Here is a 20,600-nt window from a genome sequence, read left to right as displayed (position 1 = left end):
ACTTGATCGCATTGCCGATCAGGTTGGCGAACACCTGCTGGATCCTTCCGTGGTCACAGCAGACGGACTCGCCGTGCAGATCGAGCTGCACATCGAGTTCAATGCCCTTCTCCGCCGCCGAAGGTGCGTGCGCCTCGAACGCCTCGGTCGCCAACGCCTTCGCGTCGCAAGCCTCGAATTCCACCGAAAGACGCCCCGTCTGCGTGCTCGCCATGTCCAGCAGGTCTCCGATCAGCTGCTTCATGCGACTGCTGGCGCGCAGGATGGTCTCCACGGGCTTGCGGCCGCGGCCGTCGCCGTCGGCATCGGCCTCTCGCGCCAGCAGCTCTGCCGCCAGGCTGATCGTGCCCAACGGGCTGCGCAGGTCGTGGGAGACGATGGCGAGAAGGTCGTCACGGGTGCGAACCGCCTGCTCGAGCTCCCGCATGAGCCGCTCGCGCTCGAATTCGGCGTGCTTGTGCGCGGTGTTGTCCACGACCACGCCGATGAAACGTCGCGGGCGCCCCGCGCGGTCGAACAGCACCTGGCCACGTTCAGCGACTCAGCGCTCCGGACTGCCGTCAGCGGGCAGGACCCGGTATTCGGCCCGGTACGCGCCCCCGCTGGCCGGCTCCGCGGCAGCCGCGAAGAGCCCCAGCGCACGCTCGCGGTCGTCGGGGTGGATCAGCGCCGCCCGTTTGTCCGGGGTCACCCGCACATCTGCCGGCAAGCCGAACACCTCGCAAACCTTGCCCGACCAGCGGATCATCCCGGCGGGCAGGTCCCAGTCGTAGGTGCCGAGATCGGCGACTTCCATGGCCAGCCGCAGGCGCTCCTCGTTTTCGTGGATCGCCTCTTTGTCACGCAGCCGCCGACCGATGTCGGTGCCGCTGGTCGCCGGTTGGCGCCGGTTACTTTTCATCTCGCGTCTTCATGGCATCCGCATTCACACGCGCGACATTCACTTTATCCAAAAGCCCGCTTCGCCGGGCTCGATGAGGCGCCGCCCCGGCAAGCCTTGCTGACCAGTGAGCACTACCGTGCCACGGCCGAGCAGCGGGGATCGCGTCGCCGTGGAGATGCCAGCTTCACCTGAGTCTTGGCCAGTCACGAAGGTCAGCTACCCCTGTTCTTGCGACGGACTTGCTTCTTCGCGCTCCGGCCCGCCAGGTCCGCCTGTACGTTCAGCATGGTCGCGGCGAGGTCGTTGGCGGCCGGGTTGGGGTGCGAACGCAGCATCGCCATCACGGTGACGGCCTGCGTCATCGAGCGGTCGTGCAGCGGGACGTAGGTCAGCGTATCGCTGCGCGCGCGCAAGATGGTGAGCGGAACGATGGCCACCCCCACGCCGGCCTCGACGAGGGTCAGGTTGGTCGGCACGGCGCTTTCCTGGACGATGCGCGGGGGCCGGGCGGTCTGGGCGAACATCTGGTGCACCATGCGCCGGAAGTAAGGCGAGATCGCCTGCTCGTAGCCGATCAGCGGCACCTCGGCCACCTGCTCCAGCGACACGCACTTCTGCCCGGCCCAGGGGTGGTCGCGGCGCACGGCCAGCACCATGGGCTCGCGGTAGACCTCCGTTGTCGAGATGTCGGCATCGACGTGCACCGGCCGCATCAGGGCGACGTCGATCTGGCGCAGCCGCAGCGCCGACTCCATCGTGCTGGAGTTCATCTCGCGCAGATCGAGCTCGATGTGGGGATGCGTGATCCGGTACTGGTACAGCGCTTCCGCGAGCGGCGAGCAGTTGGCGCTGATCGTCAGCCCGATCGACAGCGAGCCGGCCTCCCCGCGCGCCGCCTGGCGCACGGCCCGAAGCATCAGCCCGGTATCGCTGGCCAGACGCTTGGCGCGCGAGAGCATCACTTCGCCCGCGGGCGTCAGCCGCACGGAGCGGGTCGTGCGCACGAACAGCTGCGCCTCCACCAGTTTCTCCAGCCGCTTGATCTGCTGGCTGAACGGCGGCTGGCTCATGCACATGCGCTCTGCGGCACGGCCGAAATGCAGTTCCTCCGCCGCGACGCAGAAGATCTGCAGCAGCCGGGCGTCCAGGAAGATTGTGTCGTGATTCAACATAGTCGGCGCTCAATTTCGAATTGGACTGAGAATAATCCACGCCGTAGGATGCCGCCCGACCACGGCTTCCCACGCGCCCCCCGACATCGGCGCACCCAGCCGGTGGCGTTTCTTCCACTCCTGGCTTTCGACTTTCTCCGCCGGCCCATGGCAAACGGTTCTTCAAGCGCTGGCACGTCCCTCCCATCCGCCGCAGCAGCTGCGCTGCAGCGGGTCGCACAACGCGACGGCGAGCTGCGCGCCTTCACGAGCGTGGCCGACGAAGCCCTGCTGCGGGCAACCCCGCACATCGAAGGTCCCCTGGCCGGAATGCCTTTCGGCGTGAAGGACGTGATCGACGTGGCCGGGCTGGCGACCCGATGCGGCTCCACGGCCACGCCGGATCGGCCGGCCGCCTTCGACGCCAGCTGCGTGGCCTTGTTGCGCGCCGCGGGAGCGGTTCCAGTGGGCAAGACCGTGACCGCCGAATACGCGTTCGTGCACCCCGGGCCCACGCGAAATCCGCACGCCCCCGGCCACACGCCCGGCGGTTCCTCCAGCGGCTCGGCCGCGGCCGTGGCGGCGGGACTCGTTCCAGCGGCCCTGGGCACGCAGACCGGCGGCTCGATGATCCGCCCGGCCGCGTTCTGCGGCGTCCTGGGGTTCAAGCCGTCGTTCGGCGCCGTGGCACGCGACGGCATGAAGATCACCTGCGAATCCCTGGACGTGGTCGGCTGGTTCGGCGCGGGTTTCGACGAGATCGGGAAATTCGCCTCGGTGCTGCTGCCCCACTGCATGGCGCAGCAGGCGCCCGCCCGCGCACCGCGAGTGGCGGTGATCGAGCGCGTGCCCGGGATCGAGATCGATGCGCGCGCGGCGCAAACCGTGCAGCGCGCGCGGGAGCGGCTGGCTGCCCGTGGCGCCACGATCCTGGGCCCGTGCGAGCTGGCCGAGGCCCCGCGCTGGATGGAAGCCCACCACGCCGTGATGCACTACGAGTTCGCGCGCAGCCTGCTCCCGGTTGCGTCGGTTGCCGCGCACGCGCTCAGCCGCGAACTGCTGGCAGCCGTGGACCGCGGCTTGGCGATCCCGGCCGAGCGCTACCTGCTGATGCGTGCGTTCCAGGCGGAGCAGCGCCAGCGCTGGCACTCGCAGTTCGGCGAGGCGGACCTCGTCCTCACGTTCAGCGCACCCGGCCCGGCACCCGAGGGCCTGCACAGCACCGGCGACTCCAGCTTCAACAAGGCCTGGTCGCTGCTGGGCTGGCCCTGCCTGCACCTGCCGACCTCCTTCACGGACGAGGGGCTTCCGATGGGGGTGCAGCTGGTCGCCCCCTGGAATGCGGATGGCGAGCTGCTGGCCTGGGCCCGCGTGCTGCACCCGGTTGTCGACGAACGCGGAGCGTCCGCGTGCGCGTTGGCCGCCTGAGCGCTGCCCTCCCATCGACATCCGCCCGACACCGGTTTTCATTCTTCCCAACCACTCTTACCAAAGGCCCATGCAGTCGATCCTTCGCTCCTGTCCTTCCCTCACCTCGGTGCAGACCCGCGTGACGCGCCGCCTGTGGTCCGCCTGCATGCTCGCCGCAGCGGCGGCCACCATGGCCCCCGGCGCATGGGCCCAGGCAGGGAGCTACCCGTCCAAGCCCATCGTCTTCGTGGTGCCGTACGCCGCCGGGGGCAGCTCGGACACGCGCTCGCGACAGCTTGCCAAGAAGATGGAAGACTATCTCGGCCAACGCGTCGTCGTCGAGAACAGGCCCGGCGCGAGCGGAAACATCGGCACGCAGGCGATCGCCACCGCCAAGCCGGACGGTTACATGATCGGCCTGGGCAATTTCGCGCCCATGTCGGTGAACCAGGCGCTGTACGGCAAGCTGGCCTACGACCCGAAGAAGGACCTCGAGCCCATTGCGTTGCTCGAGAAGGGCCCGCTCGTGCTCGGGGTCTCCGCATCCGCGCCCTACAAGACGCTGGCGGAGTTCCTGGCCTGGTCGAAGCGCAAGCCAGGCGGCTTCAGCTATGCATCCACCGGCGCCGGCGGAGCCTCCAACCTGGTCGCCGAGTTGTTCAAGGACACGGCCAAGTTCGACGCGGTGCACGTCCCTTATCGCGGCGGCGCCCCGGCCATCAACGACATCATGGGGGGCAGCACCGACTTCATGATGGACCTGGCCAGCCTGTTCATCCCGCACGCCACTGGCGATAGCCCGCGCATCCGCATCCTGGCGGTCACGGCCGAAAAGCGCCTGCCGGCACTGCCCGACGTGCCGACCTTCGCCGAGCTGGGCTACCCGACCATGAACGCTTCCAACTGGTTCGGCGTGATCGCACCCAAGGGCGTACCGCCCGAGGTGATCGCCAAGCTCAACGAAGCAGTGAACCGTGCCACCCAGGACCCGGCCTACCGCAAGGTCGTGGCCGACCAGGGAGCCGAAGTCGGCGGCGGCACCCCCGCGAACTTCTCCAGCTTCGTCGAAACCGAGAGCCAGCGCTGGACGAAGCTGATCCGCGACAAGGGCATCAAGGTCGACTGAGCATCGCCGTGCGGCTCCTCGTCCTGCCATGCGACGGCATCGGCCCCGAAATCGTCGAGGCCTCGGTCCAGGTGCTGACTGCGGCCGCGCAGCGCCACCGCCTGGAACTGAGTCTCGACTACGACAGCGTGGGCTTCGACAGCCTGCGCGATCACGGCACCACGCTGCGGGACGAGGTGCTGCAGCGCGCGCGCGGGTACGACGGGGTCATCCTCGGGACGCAGTCGCATGCCGACTACCCGGCGCCGGAAAAAGGCGGCCGCAACGTGTCGGCGGCGTTCCGGGTCGGCCTGGACCTGTATGCGAACGTGCGGCCGGCGCGCACCCGCCCCTTCCTGCCGTCCAACCTGCGCGAGGGCCGCAGCATGGACCTGGTCATCATGCGGGAGGCGACCGAGGGCTTCTACCCCGACCGCAACATGACGCGCGGGTGGGGCGAGGTGATGCCCAGCCCCGACATGGCGCTGTCCACCCGCAAGATCACGCGGCATAGCAGCGAGCGCATCGCCCGCGCGGCCTTCGAGCTGGCGATGACCCGTCGCAAGAAGGTGACGGCGATCCACAAGGCCAACAGCTTCCACATGACCGATGGCCTGTTCCTCGAGGCGGTGCGCCACGTCGCCGGGGACTTCCCGCAGGTGCAGCTGGACGACCTGCTCGTGGATGCCGCCACCGCCCATCTGGTGCGCGAGCCGGAACGCTTCGACGTGCTGGTTGCGACCAACCTGTACGGCGACATCCTGTCCGACCTGGCCAGCGAGCTTTCCGGCAGCCTGGGGCTGGCGGGATCGATGATGGCCAACGACGAGCTGTGTTGTGCCCAGGCCCAGCACGGCTCCGCGCCGGCCATCGCGGGCCAGGACGTCGCCAACCCAACGTCCATGATCCTTTCGGTGGCGATGCTGGTGGGATGGGTTGGCGACCAGCAGCGGCACGCCGGTTGGCAGCGGGTCCGCGACGAAATCGCCGCCGCGGTGGACCGCGTGCTCGCCAACCCGGCCACGCGCACGCGTGACATCGGCGGCCACATCGGCTGCCGGGCATTCGGGCAGGCAGTCGCCGGGACGGTGGCCACGGCGTGAACTCTTGCCTCGATGGGCACGTCGGGGCGTCGTCGGGCTGTCAGCGGCGCACAAGGGGCGGCATCAACCGCCGCATCCACCCACTGGCACGAAGGCGAAATCGCGGGCTGTGCAAGGCAGCAGGCCGCCCATGGTCAGCAGGCCGACCATCAGCGGCACCTGCAGGGGCGATCGCCGCTGCCATCACGAAGAACAGGCTGCCGGGCGGGCCGACCCGGTAGAGGCGGCAGACCATGGTCATCAGCAACGCGATGCAAGCCAGCACCGGCACCATCGCGGCGGCCAGGAACTGGCTCATCAGCCCGAGCGCCTACGAGGCGGCTTCCGGGCATTCGCCAGCCGCCGCTCAGGTCTCGATCAGCCAGTTGGCCAGTTCGTTCAGCTCTTCGCAGCCGTCTGCAGTGACGACCACGGTACCGCCGATGCACACGCGCTCCTTGTCTTTCAGGGCGTTGGGTTCCATCGCCAGCACCATGCCTTCCCGCAGTTCGAAGTCGCCGGTGATCGGCACGACCGGGGGCAATGGAATGCCGGCAAGGCCCGGCTGGTCCGCTGCGCCGACCATCTGCGCACTGTTGTAGATCACCGGCACGGTCTGCACCAGTGGTCCGATGTTCCAGCATCCGGCCGCGCGCAGCGGCTGCTGCATGAGCTCGCACAGCTGGGCGAACGAGGCGCCCGGGCGGATCGCCTGCAGCCCGGCCTCGTACGACTCGCGGGCGACCGCCCCCAGCATCTTCTGCGTCGGGGTGGCCGGGCCGATGCTGACGGCCAACTGCTGCTGCGACTCCATGCCGCCGTAGGTCGGGAAGATCTCTGCGGCGATCATGTCGCCCCGCTCCAGCCGCCTCGGCTCGCCGCCCATCCAGAGCCACTCGGGGGAATACCAGCCCAGCGACTCGGGGCCGCTGCGCAGGATCATGGTCGGCGACGTGACGTTGCCGCCCAGCGAGTAGATGGCCTGCATCACCGCAGCGAAGGCCTCGCTTTCGCGGGCGCCGGGCACCGCCTGTTCGACGAAGGCGCGCGTGGCGACTTCGCCGATCGCGGCGGCGCGCCGCAGCAGGACCAGTTCCTCCTGGCTGCGCGGCAGGACGGCGTTGGCGAAAGCCATGCTCACGTCGACGAACCGCACCTCGGGCAGCGCCTCGGTGACCTGGGTCCAGCCGGCGTGCGGCGCCACGCCCAGCGGCTCCGTCACGAACACCGCGTCCAGGCCGACCACGCCCACGCGCGCGGCGCCCAGCCGGTGCTCCAGGAAGAAGGACTTCATGTTGCGGCTCACGTCGCCGACGCGGACGTCGCGCACCCAGCGCTCGCGCTTGCCGCCGACGCAATCGTGGCGGGCGAGCACGCGGATGTGGCCGGTGGTGATGTACATCGGCTCGCCTTCGCGAGGCAGGACCACGATGCCGCCCAATGCCTCGTTGGTGAGCCAGGCGTCGAAGTTCTCGCGCGTGCGCAGACCCAGCACCACCAGCGCATCCACGCCGGACGCATCCATCAGCTGGCGGGCGACCTGCCAGCGCCGGTCGCGCTCGGCAAGGCTGAGGACAGGGAAGTGGTCGAGTGTCTTTTGAACATCCATGGAGGTCTCCTCGGTGCTTGCTTTAGGGTTTATCGGTATACCGATAACGGTATACCAACCCGGTATACTACATGAAGCAGCCGCCGGTGCCGGGCGCATAGGTGCGGGCCCAAGCGACGCTGCTGCCGCCAACGCAATACGAACTGGAGACTTCCTTGATCAATCGCCGCCAACTCGCCTGCAGCGTCCTGGCCTTCGCCTCGAGCTGTGCCCTTGCCCAGGCCGGGCCCACCACGCGCCTGCTGGTCGGATTCCCGGCCGGCAGCTCGGTCGACGGGGTGGCCCGGATGGTCGCCGATGAAATGCGAACCACCCTGAACCGCAGCATCGTGGTCGAGAACAAGCCTGGCGCGGGCGGACGCATTGTCATGACCGAGACCAAGCGCGCGGCCCCGGACGGTTCCACGCTGGTGCTGACGCCGATCGGCGCGATGGTCATGATTCCCCATACGGTCAAGAAGCTGGCCTACGACCCGGCGGCCGACTTCACGCCGATCGGCCGCGCGGCCAGCTACGGCTATGTCGTCACGGCCGGGCCGATGGTGCCGGCCACCACCCTGAAGGACGCGCTCGGCTGGCTCAAGGCCAACCCGACCCGGGCAAGCTTCGGCTCGCCTGGCGCTGGCGGGGCCCAGCACTTCGCCGGCGTGCTGCTGTCGCAGGAAGCCGGAGTGGCGATGGAGCACGTCGCCTACAAGGGCAGCGGCCCGGCCCTGACGGACCTGATCGGCGGCAACATCGCACTGACGATCGGCACCTCCACGGAGACCCTGGAGCACCACCGGTCCGGCAAGGTGCGCATCCTGGCCACCACGGCGGGCAAGCGGCTGCGCCAGCTTCCGGATGTGCCGACGCTGCGCGAGGCGGGCCTGCAGATGGCGCCGGTGGAGGGCTGGTTCGGGGTGTATGCGCCTGCGGGCATGCCGCCGGCCGAGGTCGAACGCTGGAGCGGCGCCCTCAAGGCCGCTCTGGCCAAGCCCGCGGTGCAGGACAAGATCCGCGCGCTCGGCGTCGAGCCGGACTACGCCAGCGCAGCCGAACTGGGCGCGCAGCAGGCCGCGGACTACAAGCGCTGGGAAGCGCCCATCAAGGCCTCGGGGTTCACCAACGATTGATGTCCGGATACCCATGGCGCGGCTTGCACCGCGCCCTCACCCTGGCGCTCGCCCCGGTGGTGGCGCTGGGGTTCACCCGTTTCGCGTACGCGCTCCTGCTGCCCGGCATGCAGGATTCCCTGCAGTGGAACCTGGCGCAGGCGGGCGCGCTGAACACAGCCAACGGCGCGGGCTTCCTGCTGGGGGCCATGACCGCGTCGCGACTGGCGGCGCGCTGGGGCACCGCAAGGGTGTTTGCGGCCACCCTCGCCCTGAGCTCGCTGGCCTTGCTGCTCAGCGCCTGGCTGGATGCCTGGCTCGCGTTCCTGCTGGTGCGTGGCATCGGGGGCGCCGCCACGGCCTGCGCCTTCGTGCTGGGCTCGGCACTGGCCCCCTTGACCATGCCGCAGCGCCCGGCCGTGGGCATGGCCGTCTATTTCGCCGGCACCGGGCTCGGCATGGTGGTGGCAGGGGCGACCTACGGCAGTGACTGGTTTGCCGGCAGCGAGCAGCCCTGGCGCCTCGGCTGGACGCTGATGGGGGGCGCCGGCGTGATCGCCGCTGCGATCAGCGCGCGGGTGGCGTTCCAGCTGCCCTCGGTGGAGCGTGGGTGCAGCGGGCGCACGGGTGCGCCGCTGCTTCGCGACGCGATCGCGCCCACGCTGGTGGCCAACAGCCTCTATGGGGCGGGCTACGTGGGCTACACGACCTTCGTCATCGCCCTGCTGGCGCAGCGCGGCTACGGCGTGTCGGCCGCCACGCTGGTCTTCTGCGCCATCGGCGCGGCATCCATGCTGGCCAGCCCTGCCTGGGGGCGCTGGTTGCAAACCCAGCCCGGCGGGCGCGGCTTCGCCGTGGTCAGCGCCTTGCTCTCCGCCGGCCTCATGCCCGTGCTGCTCTCGGACCACCTGCTGGCGGTGGCCACCTCCGCCCTGCTGTTCGGCGGGGTCTTCATGGCCGGCCCCGCCGCCGTGAGCGTCGTCGCACAGCGCGAACTCGGCGCGGCCGATGCGGCGCGCGGGCTGGGGGCGCTGACGGCGGCGTTCTCGCTCGGCCAATCGATCGGGCCCGTGCTCGCCGGGGCGCTCGCGGATGCCACGGGCCGGCTGGAATCGGGCCTCTGGCTGGGCCCGGTGCTGCTGCTCGCCGGAGCCGCGATCGCCTCGGCCCAGAGGGGTGGCCGCTGGGACCCGCGTGCGAAAATGTAAGCTGCACCATGTCAAGCAAGACCGACGAAATCGTCGCCAGCATCCGCGCGGCGATCCTCTCGCAAAGACTCCTGCCCGGCGTCGAACTGCGGGAGATGAGCCTGGCGCGCCTCTACGGCGTCAGCCGGACGGTGGTCCGCCAGGCGCTGCAGCAGCTTGGCAAGGACGGCCTGGTGGATCTGCCGCCCGGGCGCATTGCCATGGTGGCCCAGCCATCGGCACAGGAAGCCAAGGACGTCTTCGACCTGCGCATCGCCCTGGAGTCGCACGTCACACGCACACTGATCGACCGCGGCTCGCCCAAGGACATCGCCAAGCTGCGCGCCCACCTCAAGCGGGAAAAAGCGGCCTTGAAGGCGCAGGACTGGGAACTTGTCCGCCGGCTGGGCGCCGAGTTCCACGCCCTCATGGCGCGCCTGGCCGGCAATGCCCTGCTGGCCCAGCACCTGGAGCAACTGCAGGGGCGGGTCGCATTGATCCTGCAGTTGTACAACGCCGCCTATGACCGCCATGCCGGCTGCCTGCAGGAGGATCATGAACACTTCATCGAACTGCTGGCCAAGCGCGACACCCCACAGGCTCTCGAGCTGTTGTGCTCGCACCTGAGCGTGGTGGAAGACAGCCTTCGGGTGGACGACGCTCAGCGCGGTGACGACCTGCACTTGCAGCGTGCTCTCGCCTTGTCACCCTTGCGCGGCTCGGCCAGCTGAGTCCCCTGCATTCACGAGCAACCCAAGTCACCCAGCCCCGCCGTCCATGACCAGGGGGCCTCGCCATGCACCAGCCCGAAACGCGACCTCGCCCTTCCATCTACTACCGCTACGAAGTGCATGCGCCGCGGCTGCCTGCCGGCCACGAGCCGCAGCAGCGCTGCCCCGTCGTTGTCGTCGGCGCAGGACCTGCCGGCCTTGTCACTGCACTGAAGCTGGCCCAGCACGGCGTGCGCAGCGTGGTGTTGAACTCCGAACTGCAGGTGTCCCAGGGAAGCCGGGCCATCGTCTTCACCCGTCGCAGCATGGAGATCCTCCACCAGCTCCCCGGCGTTGCGCGCCGCATCAGCCAGAACGGGCTGCCCTGGCGCTTCGGCAACTCGTTCTATCGCGGCCAGCGCGTGTTCCGGATGGAAGCCCCGCACGATCCGGACGACCGCTTCTTCCCGATGATCAACATCCAGCAGCAGTTCCTGGAGGAGTACCTGCTGGATGCGTGTGCAGCCGAGCCGCTCGTGGAGCTGCGCTGGGGCAACAAGCTGGAACGGTTCACCCAGGATGAGCACGGCGTCCGGCTGGAGGTCGACACGCCGGCCGGACCCTACACGCTGGAAGCCGAATGGCTGGTGGCCGCCGATGGCGGCCGCTCCGGGATCCGTGCCAGCATGGGCCTGCAGATGGAAGGCGCCTCCTACGAGGGCCTGTTCGTCATCGCCGACATCCGCATCGACCTGCCGTTGCCGACCGAGCGGCTCGCCTTCTTCGATCCGCCGTGGAACCCCGGCAACACGATCCTGATGCACCGGGAGCCCTTCGGAATCTGGCGCGTGGACTACCAGTTGCCTCGCGGGGAGACACCGGAACAGGCGTTGCAGCCCGAGTCGCTGCGCCAGCGCATCGACGCGCAGCTGGCGATGATCGGCCACGCCGGCACACCCTGGGAGATGGACTGGTGCTCGGTGTACTCCGCGCGGGCACTCACGCTGCCCGACTACGTGCAGGGTCGCGTGCTGTTCACCGGCGACGCGGCGCACCTGCTGCCCATCTTCGGCGTGCGCGGCGCGAACACCGCCTTCCAGGACGCGCAGTCGCTGGGCTGGCACCTGGCCGCCGTGGTGAACGGCTGGGCCAGCGTGGCCCTGCTGGCCAACTACAGCGCCGAGCGGGTCGGCGCGGCTCGCGAGATCATCGATGAGGCCGGCAAGAGCACGCGGTTCATGACCCCGCCCTCGCGCGGTTTCAAGCTGCTGCGCGACGCGGTGCTGTCGCTGTCGCTCACGCAGGAGTTCGTGCGTCCGCTGTACCACTGGCGCACGTCGCGCCCGCACGAATACACCGGCTCCGCGCTGAACAGCCCCGGCGACGACACGGCGCTCTTTCGCGCCGGTCCTGCCCACGGTGCGCCTCCCAGGGACGTGCGGCTGGGCAGCGACGACCACCTGCTGGACCGGCTCGGCGCCGGCTTCACCCTGCTGTACGCAGTCGACGGGAGCGCCGTGCCGGCGGCGCTGCGCGACTGCATCGCCACCGTGCGCGCACGCGGCATTCCATTGAAGGTGCTGGCCGTCGGCGCGGCCGGTCCCGTCGAAGGCGCCGACGAGACGATCCCCGACGCGCAAGGGCACCTGCGCGCGAGGTACGGCATGCCCGGCGCGGGTGCCGCCTACCTGCTGCGGCCGGACCAGCACGTGTGCGCACGCTGGCTCACCGTCGACGCCACGCGCCTGCGAGCGGCTTTCGCCCAGGCGCTTCCCCAGCGAAGGAGCCCTCCATGACCGCGCCGCACAGCCTGACCATCCCCGGCCTGGAGACGGTCTACGACCTGCTCGCCACCGCGATCGACGAGGCGGGCCCGGACAAGTCCGAACTGCTGCTCGTCAAGCTCGCGCTGCTGAATGCGAACGCGCTGGGTGACCCGGAACTGTTCCGGGCCCACCTCGCATCCGCCGCGGCGGACCTCTAAGACCTTGGCCGTGGCGCCCTGAGGCAACACTCGGGGCAGCCATCCGGCACCGAGCGGGCGTGACAGAATCGTTCGCGATGCTTTCCAGGCTGCGTCGACACGCGTTCCTGGCCGCCGGCGGGCTGCTGGTGGCCCTTGCGGGCTCGGCCTTGCTGGTCGCTTCCGAACTGGGCCGACAGCGCGAAGCATTCGACACGCAGGCCCGCATCGTGCATCGCCTGCTCAGCCAGCGTGCCGCGGAGAACGATGCGGTGCTGGCGACGCTCGCGCTGCTGCAGCCCTCCCCCGCCGAGCACGCCATCGACCGGCTGCAGGCGATCTACCCCCAGCTGGTCGCCATCCAGCAGCGCAGCGCCGCACGCGACTGGACGCTGCCTTCGCTCGCGATCGCCGAGGAACGCTCCCGCACGGCCAGGCGTGCGGTGATGGCCGACGCGCAGCTCGCAGGCGGCCGGTACTGGCTGGTGCAAGCTGCCGAGCCCGCGAGCTTCGCCTTGCGCATCGACCTTGCGGCGTTGGCGCCCGGGCCCGAGTGGCCGCTGCGCCGTGACACCGGCGACACCCATGTCGATCTGTCGCTCGGCGACCAGCGGTACGTCGTGCAGCAGGCGGCCAGCGCCCAGGGATGGGGAACGCGGCTGGCCGCCAGCAAGGCGCTCGCGGTGGAAAGCCAGCCGCTTGTCGTGACCCTGTCGCGCCGGGTCACGCCCGCGCAGTGGCCGTGGGTGTGGATCGCGCTCTGGTGGCTCGGCACAGGCGGCTTCCTGGCCGCGTTCGCCGCCTGGCGCGCGCAACGCCGTGCCCGGGCCCGGGCCGAAGAGCTGCTTCGCCTGGGGCAGGTCGGCCGCCTGAACGCCTTGGGCGAACTCGCGGCGGGGTTGGCGCACGAGCTGAACCAGCCGCTGACCGCGGTGCTCGCCAATACCCAGGCGGCCGGCCGGCTGCTCGACGACGATCCGCCGGACATCGTCGACGCGCGTGCGGCGATGTCGCAGGCAGCGCAGCAGGCCCGGCGCGCGAGCGACGTGGTGCGGCGCCTGCGGCGCGGGCTCGAGCGGACCGATCCCGGCGCGCCGCAACCGGTCAGCCTGCAGGACGCGGTGCGCAGCGCGTTCGAACTGCTCGAGCCCGAATTCGCCCGCCGTGGGGTCGTCCCGCGATTCCATGCGCAGGCCGAGGTCCGGGTCCGGGCCGAGCCGGTGGCCCTGGAGCAGATCCTGCACAACCTGCTGATGAACGCGTTGCAGGCACTGGAACAGGTGCCACCCGGGGAGCGCTCCCTCTGGGTCGCCCTGTCGCAGGAAAGCGGCTGCGGCGTCCTCACCGTGCGCGACTCGGGGCCGGGCGTGCCGCCGGAGCTGCTGCCCCGCCTGTTCGAGCCGTTCGTGAGCACGCGCACAGGCGGGCTCGGCCTCGGACTGCCCCTGTGCGAGAGTCTCGCCAGCGCGATGGGCGGCAGCATCGCCGCGCAGCCGATCCCGCAACGCGGCGCCAGCTTCCGCCTCACCTTGCCCGCCCTGCCATGACGCCCGACCAATCGCCCGTGATCCAGCTGGTCGACGACGACGCCGCGGTGCGCCAGGCCTTGACGCTGCTGATCGGGACCATCGGCCTGCGCGTGCAGGCCTGGAGCGACCCGACGGATTTCCTGGCCGGCATGGACCACGCAGCCATCGGCGCGATCGTGCTCGACGTGCGGATGCCGGGAATCGGCGGCCTGTCCGTGCTCGAGCAGCTCCTGGCGAACGGGGTCGATCAACCCGTGATCATGCTGACCGGCCACGGCACCGTCGACATGTGCCGGCGGGCGTTCAAGGCCGGCGCGGCGGAGTTCCTGGAAAAGCCGGTCGACGACGAGCTGCTCCTGGAGACGCTGCAGCACGCCGTGCGGCAGCATGTTCGCACCCGTGAGCGGCGGCAGGCCGACCGCGTCACGCGCGAGCGCTTCGCGCAGCTCTCCGGCCGCGAGCGCGAAGTCCTCGCCTTCATCGTGGAGGGGCTCACCAACAAGCAGATCGGGCGTGCCCTGGGCCTGTCGCCACGCACCGTGGAGGCGCATCGCGCGCACCTGTTCGAGAAGCTCCAGGCGCCCTCGCTGGCGCAGCTGATCCGGCAGTACGCTGCCCTGGTGGACGCAGGGCCGGGCGGCGCGGCCGCGTAGTTCTACGCATGCCGTTGCGTTGCCGTGCGGATGGCCGAAGCGGCACCCGCTTCCTACAGTGGCGCCACGGTTGATCGAACCGGCACCGAAGGACACACACCGTGAACGCCAAGCCCCTCCTCCTCGTTTCCACCCTGCTGCTCGCCGCCGTCGGCGCGCACGCGCAGGCCGTGCGCACCGAACGCAACATGTCACTGGACCTGGCCAGCCAGCTCGCGGGCGCCACCGTCGCGGCCTGCTCCGCCGGCGGCTACGCGGTCGCCGCCACCGTGGTCGACCGGGCGGGCACGGTGCGCGCGGTGCACCGCGCCGACCTGGCCGGCCCGCATACGCTGGAAGCGAGCCGCCTGAAGGCCTACACCGCGGCGTCGGCTAAGAACAGCACGCTCGCGATGATGGAAGCGGCGCAGAAGAACCCCGCGGCTGCGAACCTGGTCAACATCCCCGGCTACCTGCTGCTCGGCGGCGGCGTTCCGGTCAAGGTGGGCAACGAGGTGATCGGCGCCATCGGCGTCGGCGGCGCGCCCGGCGGACACCTCGACGAGCAGTGTGCAATGGCCGCGCTCGACAAGGCGAAAGCCCTCCTGCAGTGACGAGGCAGATGCTGACCCGCCTCCTGCCCGCCGCTGTTGCCGCACTCTGGCTGGGTTCGGCGCTCCCGGCCGGCGCGCAAGTGGCCCCGAGCGTCGCGGAAGCAGCCGCCTACGGTGGCATGCACGCGGCGGCGTGGCGGGGCGATGCCGCCGCGGTGCGTCGCCTCGCGGCCGCCGAACCCTGGTCCATCGATGCGCGCGATGCACACGGGCGTACGCCCCTTCACGCGGCCGCGTTCGCCGGGCAACGCGCGGTGATCCGCGTGCTGGCCGAAGCCGGCGCGAAGCTGGACCTGCTCGAGAACGACCGCTACGACAGCGTGACGATCGCCGCCGTCGCGGACGACGGGCAAACCCTCGCGCTGTTGCTCTCCCTGGGTGCGAGTGCCAAGCAGATCACCAGTCGCTATGACGGAACGGCCCTGATCGCAGCCGCCCATCTGGGGCACGCCGGCGTCGTGCGCCAGCTGATCGCGGCCGGCGCCCCGCTCGACCACGTCAACAACCTGCACTGGACCGCCACGATCGAGGCCATCGTCCTGGGCGACGGCGGCCCGCGGCACCAGGCCACCCTGGCGGCTCTGATCGAGGCCGGCGCGAACCTGGAGATCGCCGACCGGCACGGCCGAACGCCGTTGCAGCTGGCGCGCAGCCGCGGATACGCCGCGATGGAGCAGATGCTGGAAACAGCGCTCGGGCGGCGACGCTCGACCGGGCGTTAGCTGGCGCGCAGACTCCGGATCCCGCGGTAGTCGGCCGACCGCCCCAGCGGCAGACTGCCACTTGCTGGCTCGCGTCCGAGGAGAGCCCCGATGTTGCCGGCGAACACTATTTGTTGTCACCGTGTTCATGGGTCCTTGGTCTAGCATCCCGCGGCGCCGCACGGCGCCGTTGCGAACCACAGGAGACAATCGATGCATCGATTCAGCCGTACCGCGCTCGTGCTGGGCATCGCTTTCGCGGGCACCAGCCTGCAAGCCCAGGACACGCTGGTCGTGCGCCTCGGCCACGTTTCGCCCACGTCCGGCCCCGCAGCCCACCTGGGCGCGGACAACGTCAATGGCATGCGGATGGCTATTGACGACCTCAACGCGGCGGGTGTGCTCATCGGGAACCGGAAGGCGCGATTCGAGATGATCGCCGAGGACGACGGCGCCGACCCCAAGCAAGGCACGGCGGCGGCGCAAAAGCTGTGCGACCAGAAGGTCAACGGTGTGGTGGGGCACCTCACCTCGGGCTCCACGCTGCCCGCTTCCCGCATCTACAACGACTGCGGCATCCCCCATATCAGCCCGGTGGCGACCAACGCCAAGCTGACGCAGCAAGGCTACAAGACCAGCTTTCGATTGCTGGCCAACGACAACGCCATGGGCGCCGGACTGGCCCATTACGCTGCGGACACCCTGAAGCTGAAGAAGGTCGCGGTGGTGGATGACCGTACCGCCTACGGGCAGGGCGTGGCCGAAGTCTTCAAGAAGACCGCGCGTTCGCTGGGCCTGCAGGTGGTGGACGAGCAGTACGCGAGCGACAAGTCCGTCGACTTCACGCCCCTCCTCACTGCCATCCGCGCCAAGAACGCGGAAGCGATCTTCTACGGCGGCCTGGATGCGCAAGCCGGCCCCATGCTGAGGCAGATGCAGATGCTCGGCATGGGCAAGGTGAGGCTGTTCGGCGGCGACGGCATCTGCACCCACCGCCTGGTGGAACTGGCCGGCAGTCCCGCCAACGTGGCCGCCGTCACCTGCGGGGAAGGCGGTGCCTCGGTCGACAAGATGCCTGGCGGGGCCGCCTGGAAAAAGCGCTACGACGCCCGATTCCCGGGCCAGTTCCAAGGCAATGCACCCTACGGCTATGACGCCGCGCTGGTCCTGGTGGAAGCGATGAAGCGCGCCGGCTCGGCGGACCCTGCCAAGTACGCGCCGGAGCTGTTCAAGCTGAGCTACCAAGGGGTGACGGGGCGCATCGAGTTCGACTCAACCGGCGAGTTGAAGAACCCGGCCATGACGCTGTTCCAGTTCAAGGATGGGCGGAAGGCGCCGCTGAATTGACCACTTGGGGCCGAGCCGCTCCTGCTTCGCCGGAGATGATCTGGGCGACGCAGTGACCGAAAAACTCGGCCGCCGGTGTCAGGGGGATGTCGGGCCTGGCGAGCAGCAGCAATTCGATGTCGGTCGGCGTGAGTCCGCAATCGGGCACAGCGACGATGCCGCGTGACTCGGGGTGGCCTTGCAGCGGCTCCGGCATGATGCCCACCGCGTCCGAGTTGCGCAGAAGCGTAAGCGCGGCCAGGGTCTCGCACACGACCACGCGCTCGGGCGGCTCCAGCCCCGCCAGAGCGAACATGGCCCAGACCCGGTTCTGACGATCCGCGGGGATCGGATGCGTCATCACCCACTCCTGCTGGGCCAGCAAGGCGGCGCTGGGCTGCGTCAGCACAGGGTGGCCTTCGCGAACCACGATGTGCTGGCGGGCCCGGCTCAGCCGGCGCACGCTGAATTCATCGCCCTGCAGTTCGCCCACGTCGGCGGCGACGACGGCCAGGTCGAGAGTCCCGTCGCGAAGCCGGGGCAGCACGCGCCTCATGAGCCCCTCGCTGAATTCCACCTTGACTTCGCGGTAGCGCTGGCGAAACCAGTGGAACGCCTCGCCCAAGGCGGTGAGCGTCACGTACGGGGTCAGCCCGATCCGCACCCGCCCCTCGTCCTCGCCGGCGAGCTGGCGCAGTTCCTCCTGAGCCAGCTCGACTTGACGCGTGACGAGCCGCGCGCGCGCCAGTAGTTTTTCGCCAGCCTCCGTCGGCTCGACGCCGCGCGAACCGCGGCGCAGCAGCGAGACCCCTGCCACCTCCTCCAGCAGGCGCATGGATTTGGTGACGGCAGCCTGCGAGAGGTGCAGTTGGCGCGCGGCAGCCCGGATGCCGCCGTGGTCCACCACATGGACCAATACCTGGAGTTGCTGGAGCTTCATAGAGGGTTGCGGGACAGCTTTTGGATATCAACGGCCATGAAAACCAGGCCGTACACGTCGGCACAACCCGAAGTTACCCTCATTTGGCGCTACCAGAGGTGCTGATGAACACCATAAGTAGCCTCCCCGTTCACCGCGCGCCCTCCTAGCATTCGACTCCCCCAACGGAGTGGCGCGATGAAGACGATCGAGACCGGCGAGAGCTTCGCCGGAACATCCTGGCGTGAACGGCTTCGGGCAGCCATCCCGCAGGGCATCGCGGTTGCCACCGACGTCTTCGCCGAGCGCGCGCTCAATGCGCAGCTGTGGGACGTCGACGGTCGCCGCTACATCGACTTCGCCGGCGGCATCGGCGTGCTCAACGTCGGTCACCGGCATCCGCGCGTGCTGCAGGCCGTGCATGAGCAAGCCGAGCGCTTCCTGCACACCTGCTGGCAGGTGATCCCCTATCCAGGCTACGTGCAGCTCGCCGAGGTCCTGAACCGGTTGGCTCCACTGGGCGGCGCCGCGGCCAAGACCGCGCTCTTCTCCACCGGCGCCGAAGCGGTCGAGAACGCCGTGAAGATCGCCCGCGCAGCCACCGGCCGGACGGCGGTGATCGCCTTCAGCGGCGCGTTTCACGGCCGCACGGCGATGGGCATGGCGCTGACCGGCAAGGTCACGCCCTACAAGAGCAGTTTTGGCGCCCTGCCCCCGGAGGTGTTCCATGCACCGTTTCCCGCCGATGGCGTGGATGCAGTTGCAGCCTTGCAGGGATTGAACCGCATCTTCCGTGCCGACGTCGATCCCCGCCGGGTGGCCGCGATCATCATCGAGCCCGTCCAGGGAGAAGGCGGCTTCCATGCTGCCCCATTCGAGTTCCTGCGCGAGTTGCGCACCACCTGCGATCAGCACGGCATCGTGCTGATCGCGGATGAGATCCAGAGCGGCTTCGGCCGCACGGGAACCTGGTTTGCGATCGATCAATCCGGCATCACGCCGGACCTCATCACCTGTGCCAAGAGCCTGGCGGGGGGCTTGCCACTCTCAGCGGTGATCGGGCGCGCGGAACTCATGGACGCCGTGCCGCCGGGCGGACTCGGGGGCACCTACGCGGGCAACCCCGTCGCGGTTGCGGCCGCCCTCGCCGTCGTTGAGGTGATGCTTGGCGAGCGACTGACCCATCGTTCGGACGTCCTGGGGCGCCGCCTGCGCGAGCGGCTCGACGCGCTTCGCCCCGAGATCCCTGCGCTGGCCGAATTGCGTGGACTCGGCAGCATGGCAGCCGCGGCCTTCCGGCATCCGGACGGCCGGCCGCACCCTCAATTCGCCAAGCGGGTGGTGGATCAGGCCCTGCAGCGCGGCCTGATCCTCCTGACCTGCGGCGCCGAGGCGGAAGCGATCCGCTTCCTCTACCCGCTCACCATCGAGGACGACACCTTCGCCGAGGCGCTGGACCTCCTCGCGGCCAGCCTGCACGCCTGTGTTGCCTGACGTCATGGCTCACCCGCTCGTCGACGCATTGCAGCAGTCCGCGCCGGAGTTCATCGCGCTGCGCCGCGATATCCACCGCCACCCGGAGCTCGGATTGAAGGAAGACCGCACGTCCGAACTGGTCGCGCAGCGCCTTCAGTCCTGGGGCTACGAGGTCCACAGCGGCCTGGCCCGCACCGGTGTCGTGGCCCGGCTCAAGCGGGGGAATGGAAAGCGCCGGCTCGGCCTGCGGGCGGACATGGACGCACTGCCGCTGCAGGAACACAGCGGCCGTGAGTGGGCCAGCGTCCACCCCGGCGTGATGCACGCATGCGGCCACGACGGCCATACGGCCATGCTGCTGGCGGCCGCTCGCCACCTGGCCATGCGCGGCGAGTTCTCCGGCACGCTCAACCTGATCTTCCAGCCGGCCGAGGAGCACCCTGGGGGTGCTCGCCTGATGATCGAGCAGGGCCTGTTCGAGCGCTTTCCCTGCGACGCGGTGTTCGCCATGCACAACATGCCGGGCACGCCGCAGGGCGATTTCGTCTTCCGGGACGGCCCGGCCATGGCGTCCAGCGACGACGTGATCATCACCGTGCGCGGGCAAGGCGGCCACGGCGCCATGCCGCATCGCGCCACCGACCCCATCGTGGCGGCCTCCAGCATCGTCCTGGCGCTTCAGACCGTGGTGTCGCGCAACGTTGATCCCCAGCAAACCGCCGTCGTTACGGTCGGATCGTTCCAGGCCGGCGCCGCCAACAACGTGATCCCGGACAGCGCTCGGCTGCTCGTCAGCGTGCGCGCCCTCGATCGTGGTGTGCGCGACCTGCTGCAACAGCGCATCACCGCGCTGGCGCAGGCGCAGGCCGCGAGCTACGGCCTGGAGGCCGGCGTCGAGTACCTTCGCGACTACCCGGTGCTGGTGAACACGCCGGCTGAAACGGAGTTCGCGCGCCGCGTCGCCATCGAACTGGTCGGCGCCGACAAGGTCGTCGCGCACGGCCCGGCCCAGACCGGAAGCGAGGACTTCGCCGTGATGCTGGAGCACTGCCCCGGTGCCTACGTGCTGATCGGAAACGGCGACGGCGAAGGCACCTGCATGGTCCACAACCCCGGCTACGACTTCAACGACGGCAACGTGGCCGTGGGCGCCGCCTTCTGGTGCCTGCTGGCCGAGCGCTTCCTCACCGACTGACTTTCCCGCACCTG

General features: G+C 69.7%; 20 protein-coding genes and 1 pseudogene. 15 read left to right on the top strand and 6 right to left on the bottom strand.

Translation table 11 applies throughout. The features are described from left to right. Nucleotides 1-256: 256 nt before the first annotated feature. From PE066_RS21435 to PE066_RS17540, 3 genes and pseudogenes are all read right to left on the bottom strand, one after another. Nucleotides 257-427: pseudogene (locus tag PE066_RS21435) on the bottom strand (histidine kinase dimerization/phospho-acceptor domain-containing protein); the annotation flags it as partial. A gap of 114 nt (nucleotides 428-541) precedes the next feature. After that, entirely contained in the window at nucleotides 542-901 is a 360-nt protein-coding gene (locus tag PE066_RS17545) for a PAS domain-containing protein (RefSeq protein ID WP_271233813.1), read from the bottom strand. Between the two features lie 194 nt (nucleotides 902-1,095). Then, nucleotides 1,096-2,055, bottom strand: a complete 960-nt coding sequence (locus tag PE066_RS17540) for a LysR family transcriptional regulator (RefSeq protein ID WP_271233812.1) — start codon at nucleotides 2,053-2,055, stop codon at nucleotides 1,096-1,098. Here PE066_RS17540 and PE066_RS17535 point away from each other — a divergent pair. From PE066_RS17535 to PE066_RS17525, 3 genes are all read left to right on the top strand, one after another. Beyond that, entirely contained in the window at nucleotides 1,981-3,462 is a 1,482-nt protein-coding gene (locus PE066_RS17535) for an amidase (protein ID WP_336298436.1), read from the top strand. The two genes, PE066_RS17540 and PE066_RS17535, sit on opposite strands and share 75 nt — an antisense overlap. Nucleotides 3,463-3,532: 70 nt before the next feature. Continuing rightward, complete coding sequence (locus PE066_RS17530; protein ID WP_271233810.1) at nucleotides 3,533-4,570, top strand: Bug family tripartite tricarboxylate transporter substrate binding protein; 1,038 nt, start codon at nucleotides 3,533-3,535, stop codon at nucleotides 4,568-4,570. A gap of 8 nt (nucleotides 4,571-4,578) precedes the next feature. After that, nucleotides 4,579-5,652 carry an isocitrate/isopropylmalate dehydrogenase family protein gene (locus tag PE066_RS17525; RefSeq protein WP_271233809.1) on the top strand — a complete coding sequence of 358 codons (1,074 nt, stop codon included), beginning with the start codon at nucleotides 4,579-4,581 and terminating at the stop codon, nucleotides 5,650-5,652. 40 nt (nucleotides 5,653-5,692) lie between these two features. On the opposite strand, the gene PE066_RS17520 is transcribed toward PE066_RS17525, so the two are convergent. Beyond that, nucleotides 5,693-5,950: a hypothetical protein gene (locus PE066_RS17520; RefSeq protein WP_271233808.1), complete on the bottom strand. Its 258-nt coding sequence runs from the start codon at nucleotides 5,948-5,950 to the stop codon at nucleotides 5,693-5,695. Nucleotides 5,951-5,998: 48 nt separating this feature from the next. Then, nucleotides 5,999-7,240, bottom strand: a complete 1,242-nt coding sequence (locus tag PE066_RS17515; RefSeq protein WP_271233807.1) for a M24 family metallopeptidase — start codon at nucleotides 7,238-7,240, stop codon at nucleotides 5,999-6,001. A gap of 155 nt (nucleotides 7,241-7,395) precedes the next feature. On the opposite strand from PE066_RS17515, the gene PE066_RS17510 reads away from it, so the two are divergent. The 10 genes from PE066_RS17510 to PE066_RS17465 all read left to right on the top strand — a co-directional run bounded on the left by PE066_RS17510 (nucleotide 7,396) and on the right by PE066_RS17465 (nucleotide 17,017). Further along, on the top strand, nucleotides 7,396-8,355 hold the full coding sequence (locus tag PE066_RS17510) for a Bug family tripartite tricarboxylate transporter substrate binding protein (protein WP_271233806.1): 960 nt from the start codon (nucleotides 7,396-7,398) through the stop codon (nucleotides 8,353-8,355). Beyond that, nucleotides 8,355-9,542: a YbfB/YjiJ family MFS transporter gene (locus PE066_RS17505; protein WP_271233805.1), complete on the top strand. Its 1,188-nt coding sequence runs from the start codon at nucleotides 8,355-8,357 to the stop codon at nucleotides 9,540-9,542. The genes PE066_RS17510 and PE066_RS17505 overlap by 1 nt, the downstream gene beginning before the upstream one ends. A gap of 8 nt (nucleotides 9,543-9,550) precedes the next feature. Then, nucleotides 9,551-10,252 carry a GntR family transcriptional regulator gene (locus PE066_RS17500; protein ID WP_271233804.1) on the top strand — a complete coding sequence of 234 codons (702 nt, stop codon included), beginning with the start codon at nucleotides 9,551-9,553 and terminating at the stop codon, nucleotides 10,250-10,252. Between the two features lie 65 nt (nucleotides 10,253-10,317). Further along, nucleotides 10,318-12,027, top strand: coding sequence for an FAD-dependent monooxygenase (locus tag PE066_RS17495; RefSeq protein ID WP_271233803.1), 1,710 nt, complete (start codon nucleotides 10,318-10,320; stop codon nucleotides 12,025-12,027). After that, the gene (locus PE066_RS17490; RefSeq protein ID WP_271233802.1) at nucleotides 12,024-12,215 is read left to right on the top strand and encodes a DUF2783 domain-containing protein; all 192 of its coding nucleotides are present in this window, start codon (nucleotides 12,024-12,026) and stop codon (nucleotides 12,213-12,215) included. The genes PE066_RS17495 and PE066_RS17490 overlap by 4 nt, the downstream gene beginning before the upstream one ends. Before the next feature lie 77 nt (nucleotides 12,216-12,292). Then, nucleotides 12,293-13,741 (top strand): sensor histidine kinase, encoded by a 1,449-nt coding sequence (locus PE066_RS17485; RefSeq protein WP_271233801.1) that lies wholly within the window; start codon nucleotides 12,293-12,295, stop codon nucleotides 13,739-13,741. Continuing rightward, entirely contained in the window at nucleotides 13,738-14,376 is a 639-nt protein-coding gene (locus PE066_RS17480) for a response regulator transcription factor (RefSeq protein WP_271233800.1), read from the top strand. The genes PE066_RS17485 and PE066_RS17480 overlap by 4 nt, the downstream gene beginning before the upstream one ends. Nucleotides 14,377-14,477: 101 nt before the next feature. Continuing rightward, the gene (locus PE066_RS17475) at nucleotides 14,478-14,969 is read left to right on the top strand and encodes a GlcG/HbpS family heme-binding protein (protein ID WP_271233799.1); all 492 of its coding nucleotides are present in this window, start codon (nucleotides 14,478-14,480) and stop codon (nucleotides 14,967-14,969) included. A gap of 8 nt (nucleotides 14,970-14,977) precedes the next feature. Then, entirely contained in the window at nucleotides 14,978-15,691 is a 714-nt protein-coding gene (locus PE066_RS17470) for an ankyrin repeat domain-containing protein (protein ID WP_271233798.1), read from the top strand. A 192-nt stretch (nucleotides 15,692-15,883) separates the two neighbouring features. Continuing rightward, a complete protein-coding gene (locus tag PE066_RS17465) occupies nucleotides 15,884-17,017 on the top strand; it encodes a branched-chain amino acid ABC transporter substrate-binding protein (RefSeq protein WP_271233797.1) in 1,134 nt (377 codons plus the stop codon). On the opposite strand, the gene PE066_RS17460 is transcribed toward PE066_RS17465, so the two are convergent. Continuing rightward, nucleotides 16,986-17,936, bottom strand: coding sequence for a LysR family transcriptional regulator (locus PE066_RS17460; RefSeq protein ID WP_271233796.1), 951 nt, complete (start codon nucleotides 17,934-17,936; stop codon nucleotides 16,986-16,988). The two genes, PE066_RS17465 and PE066_RS17460, sit on opposite strands and share 32 nt — an antisense overlap. 177 nt (nucleotides 17,937-18,113) lie before the next feature. Between PE066_RS17460 and gabT the strand changes: the two genes are divergently transcribed. Together gabT and PE066_RS17450 are read left to right on the top strand one after the other, a co-directional pair. Further along, nucleotides 18,114-19,409: a 4-aminobutyrate--2-oxoglutarate transaminase gene (gene gabT, locus PE066_RS17455; RefSeq protein ID WP_271233795.1), complete on the top strand. Its 1,296-nt coding sequence runs from the start codon at nucleotides 18,114-18,116 to the stop codon at nucleotides 19,407-19,409. Nucleotides 19,410-19,413: 4 nt separating this feature from the next. Next, a complete protein-coding gene (locus tag PE066_RS17450; RefSeq protein WP_271233794.1) occupies nucleotides 19,414-20,586 on the top strand; it encodes a M20 aminoacylase family protein in 1,173 nt (390 codons plus the stop codon). Nucleotides 20,587-20,600: the final 14 nt, after the last annotated feature.

Source organism: Ramlibacter tataouinensis (assembly GCF_027941915.1).
Taxonomy (GTDB): Bacteria; Pseudomonadota; Gammaproteobacteria; order Burkholderiales; family Burkholderiaceae_C; genus Ramlibacter; species Ramlibacter tataouinensis_C.
This window is presented reverse-complemented; position numbering and strand designations above follow the sequence as displayed.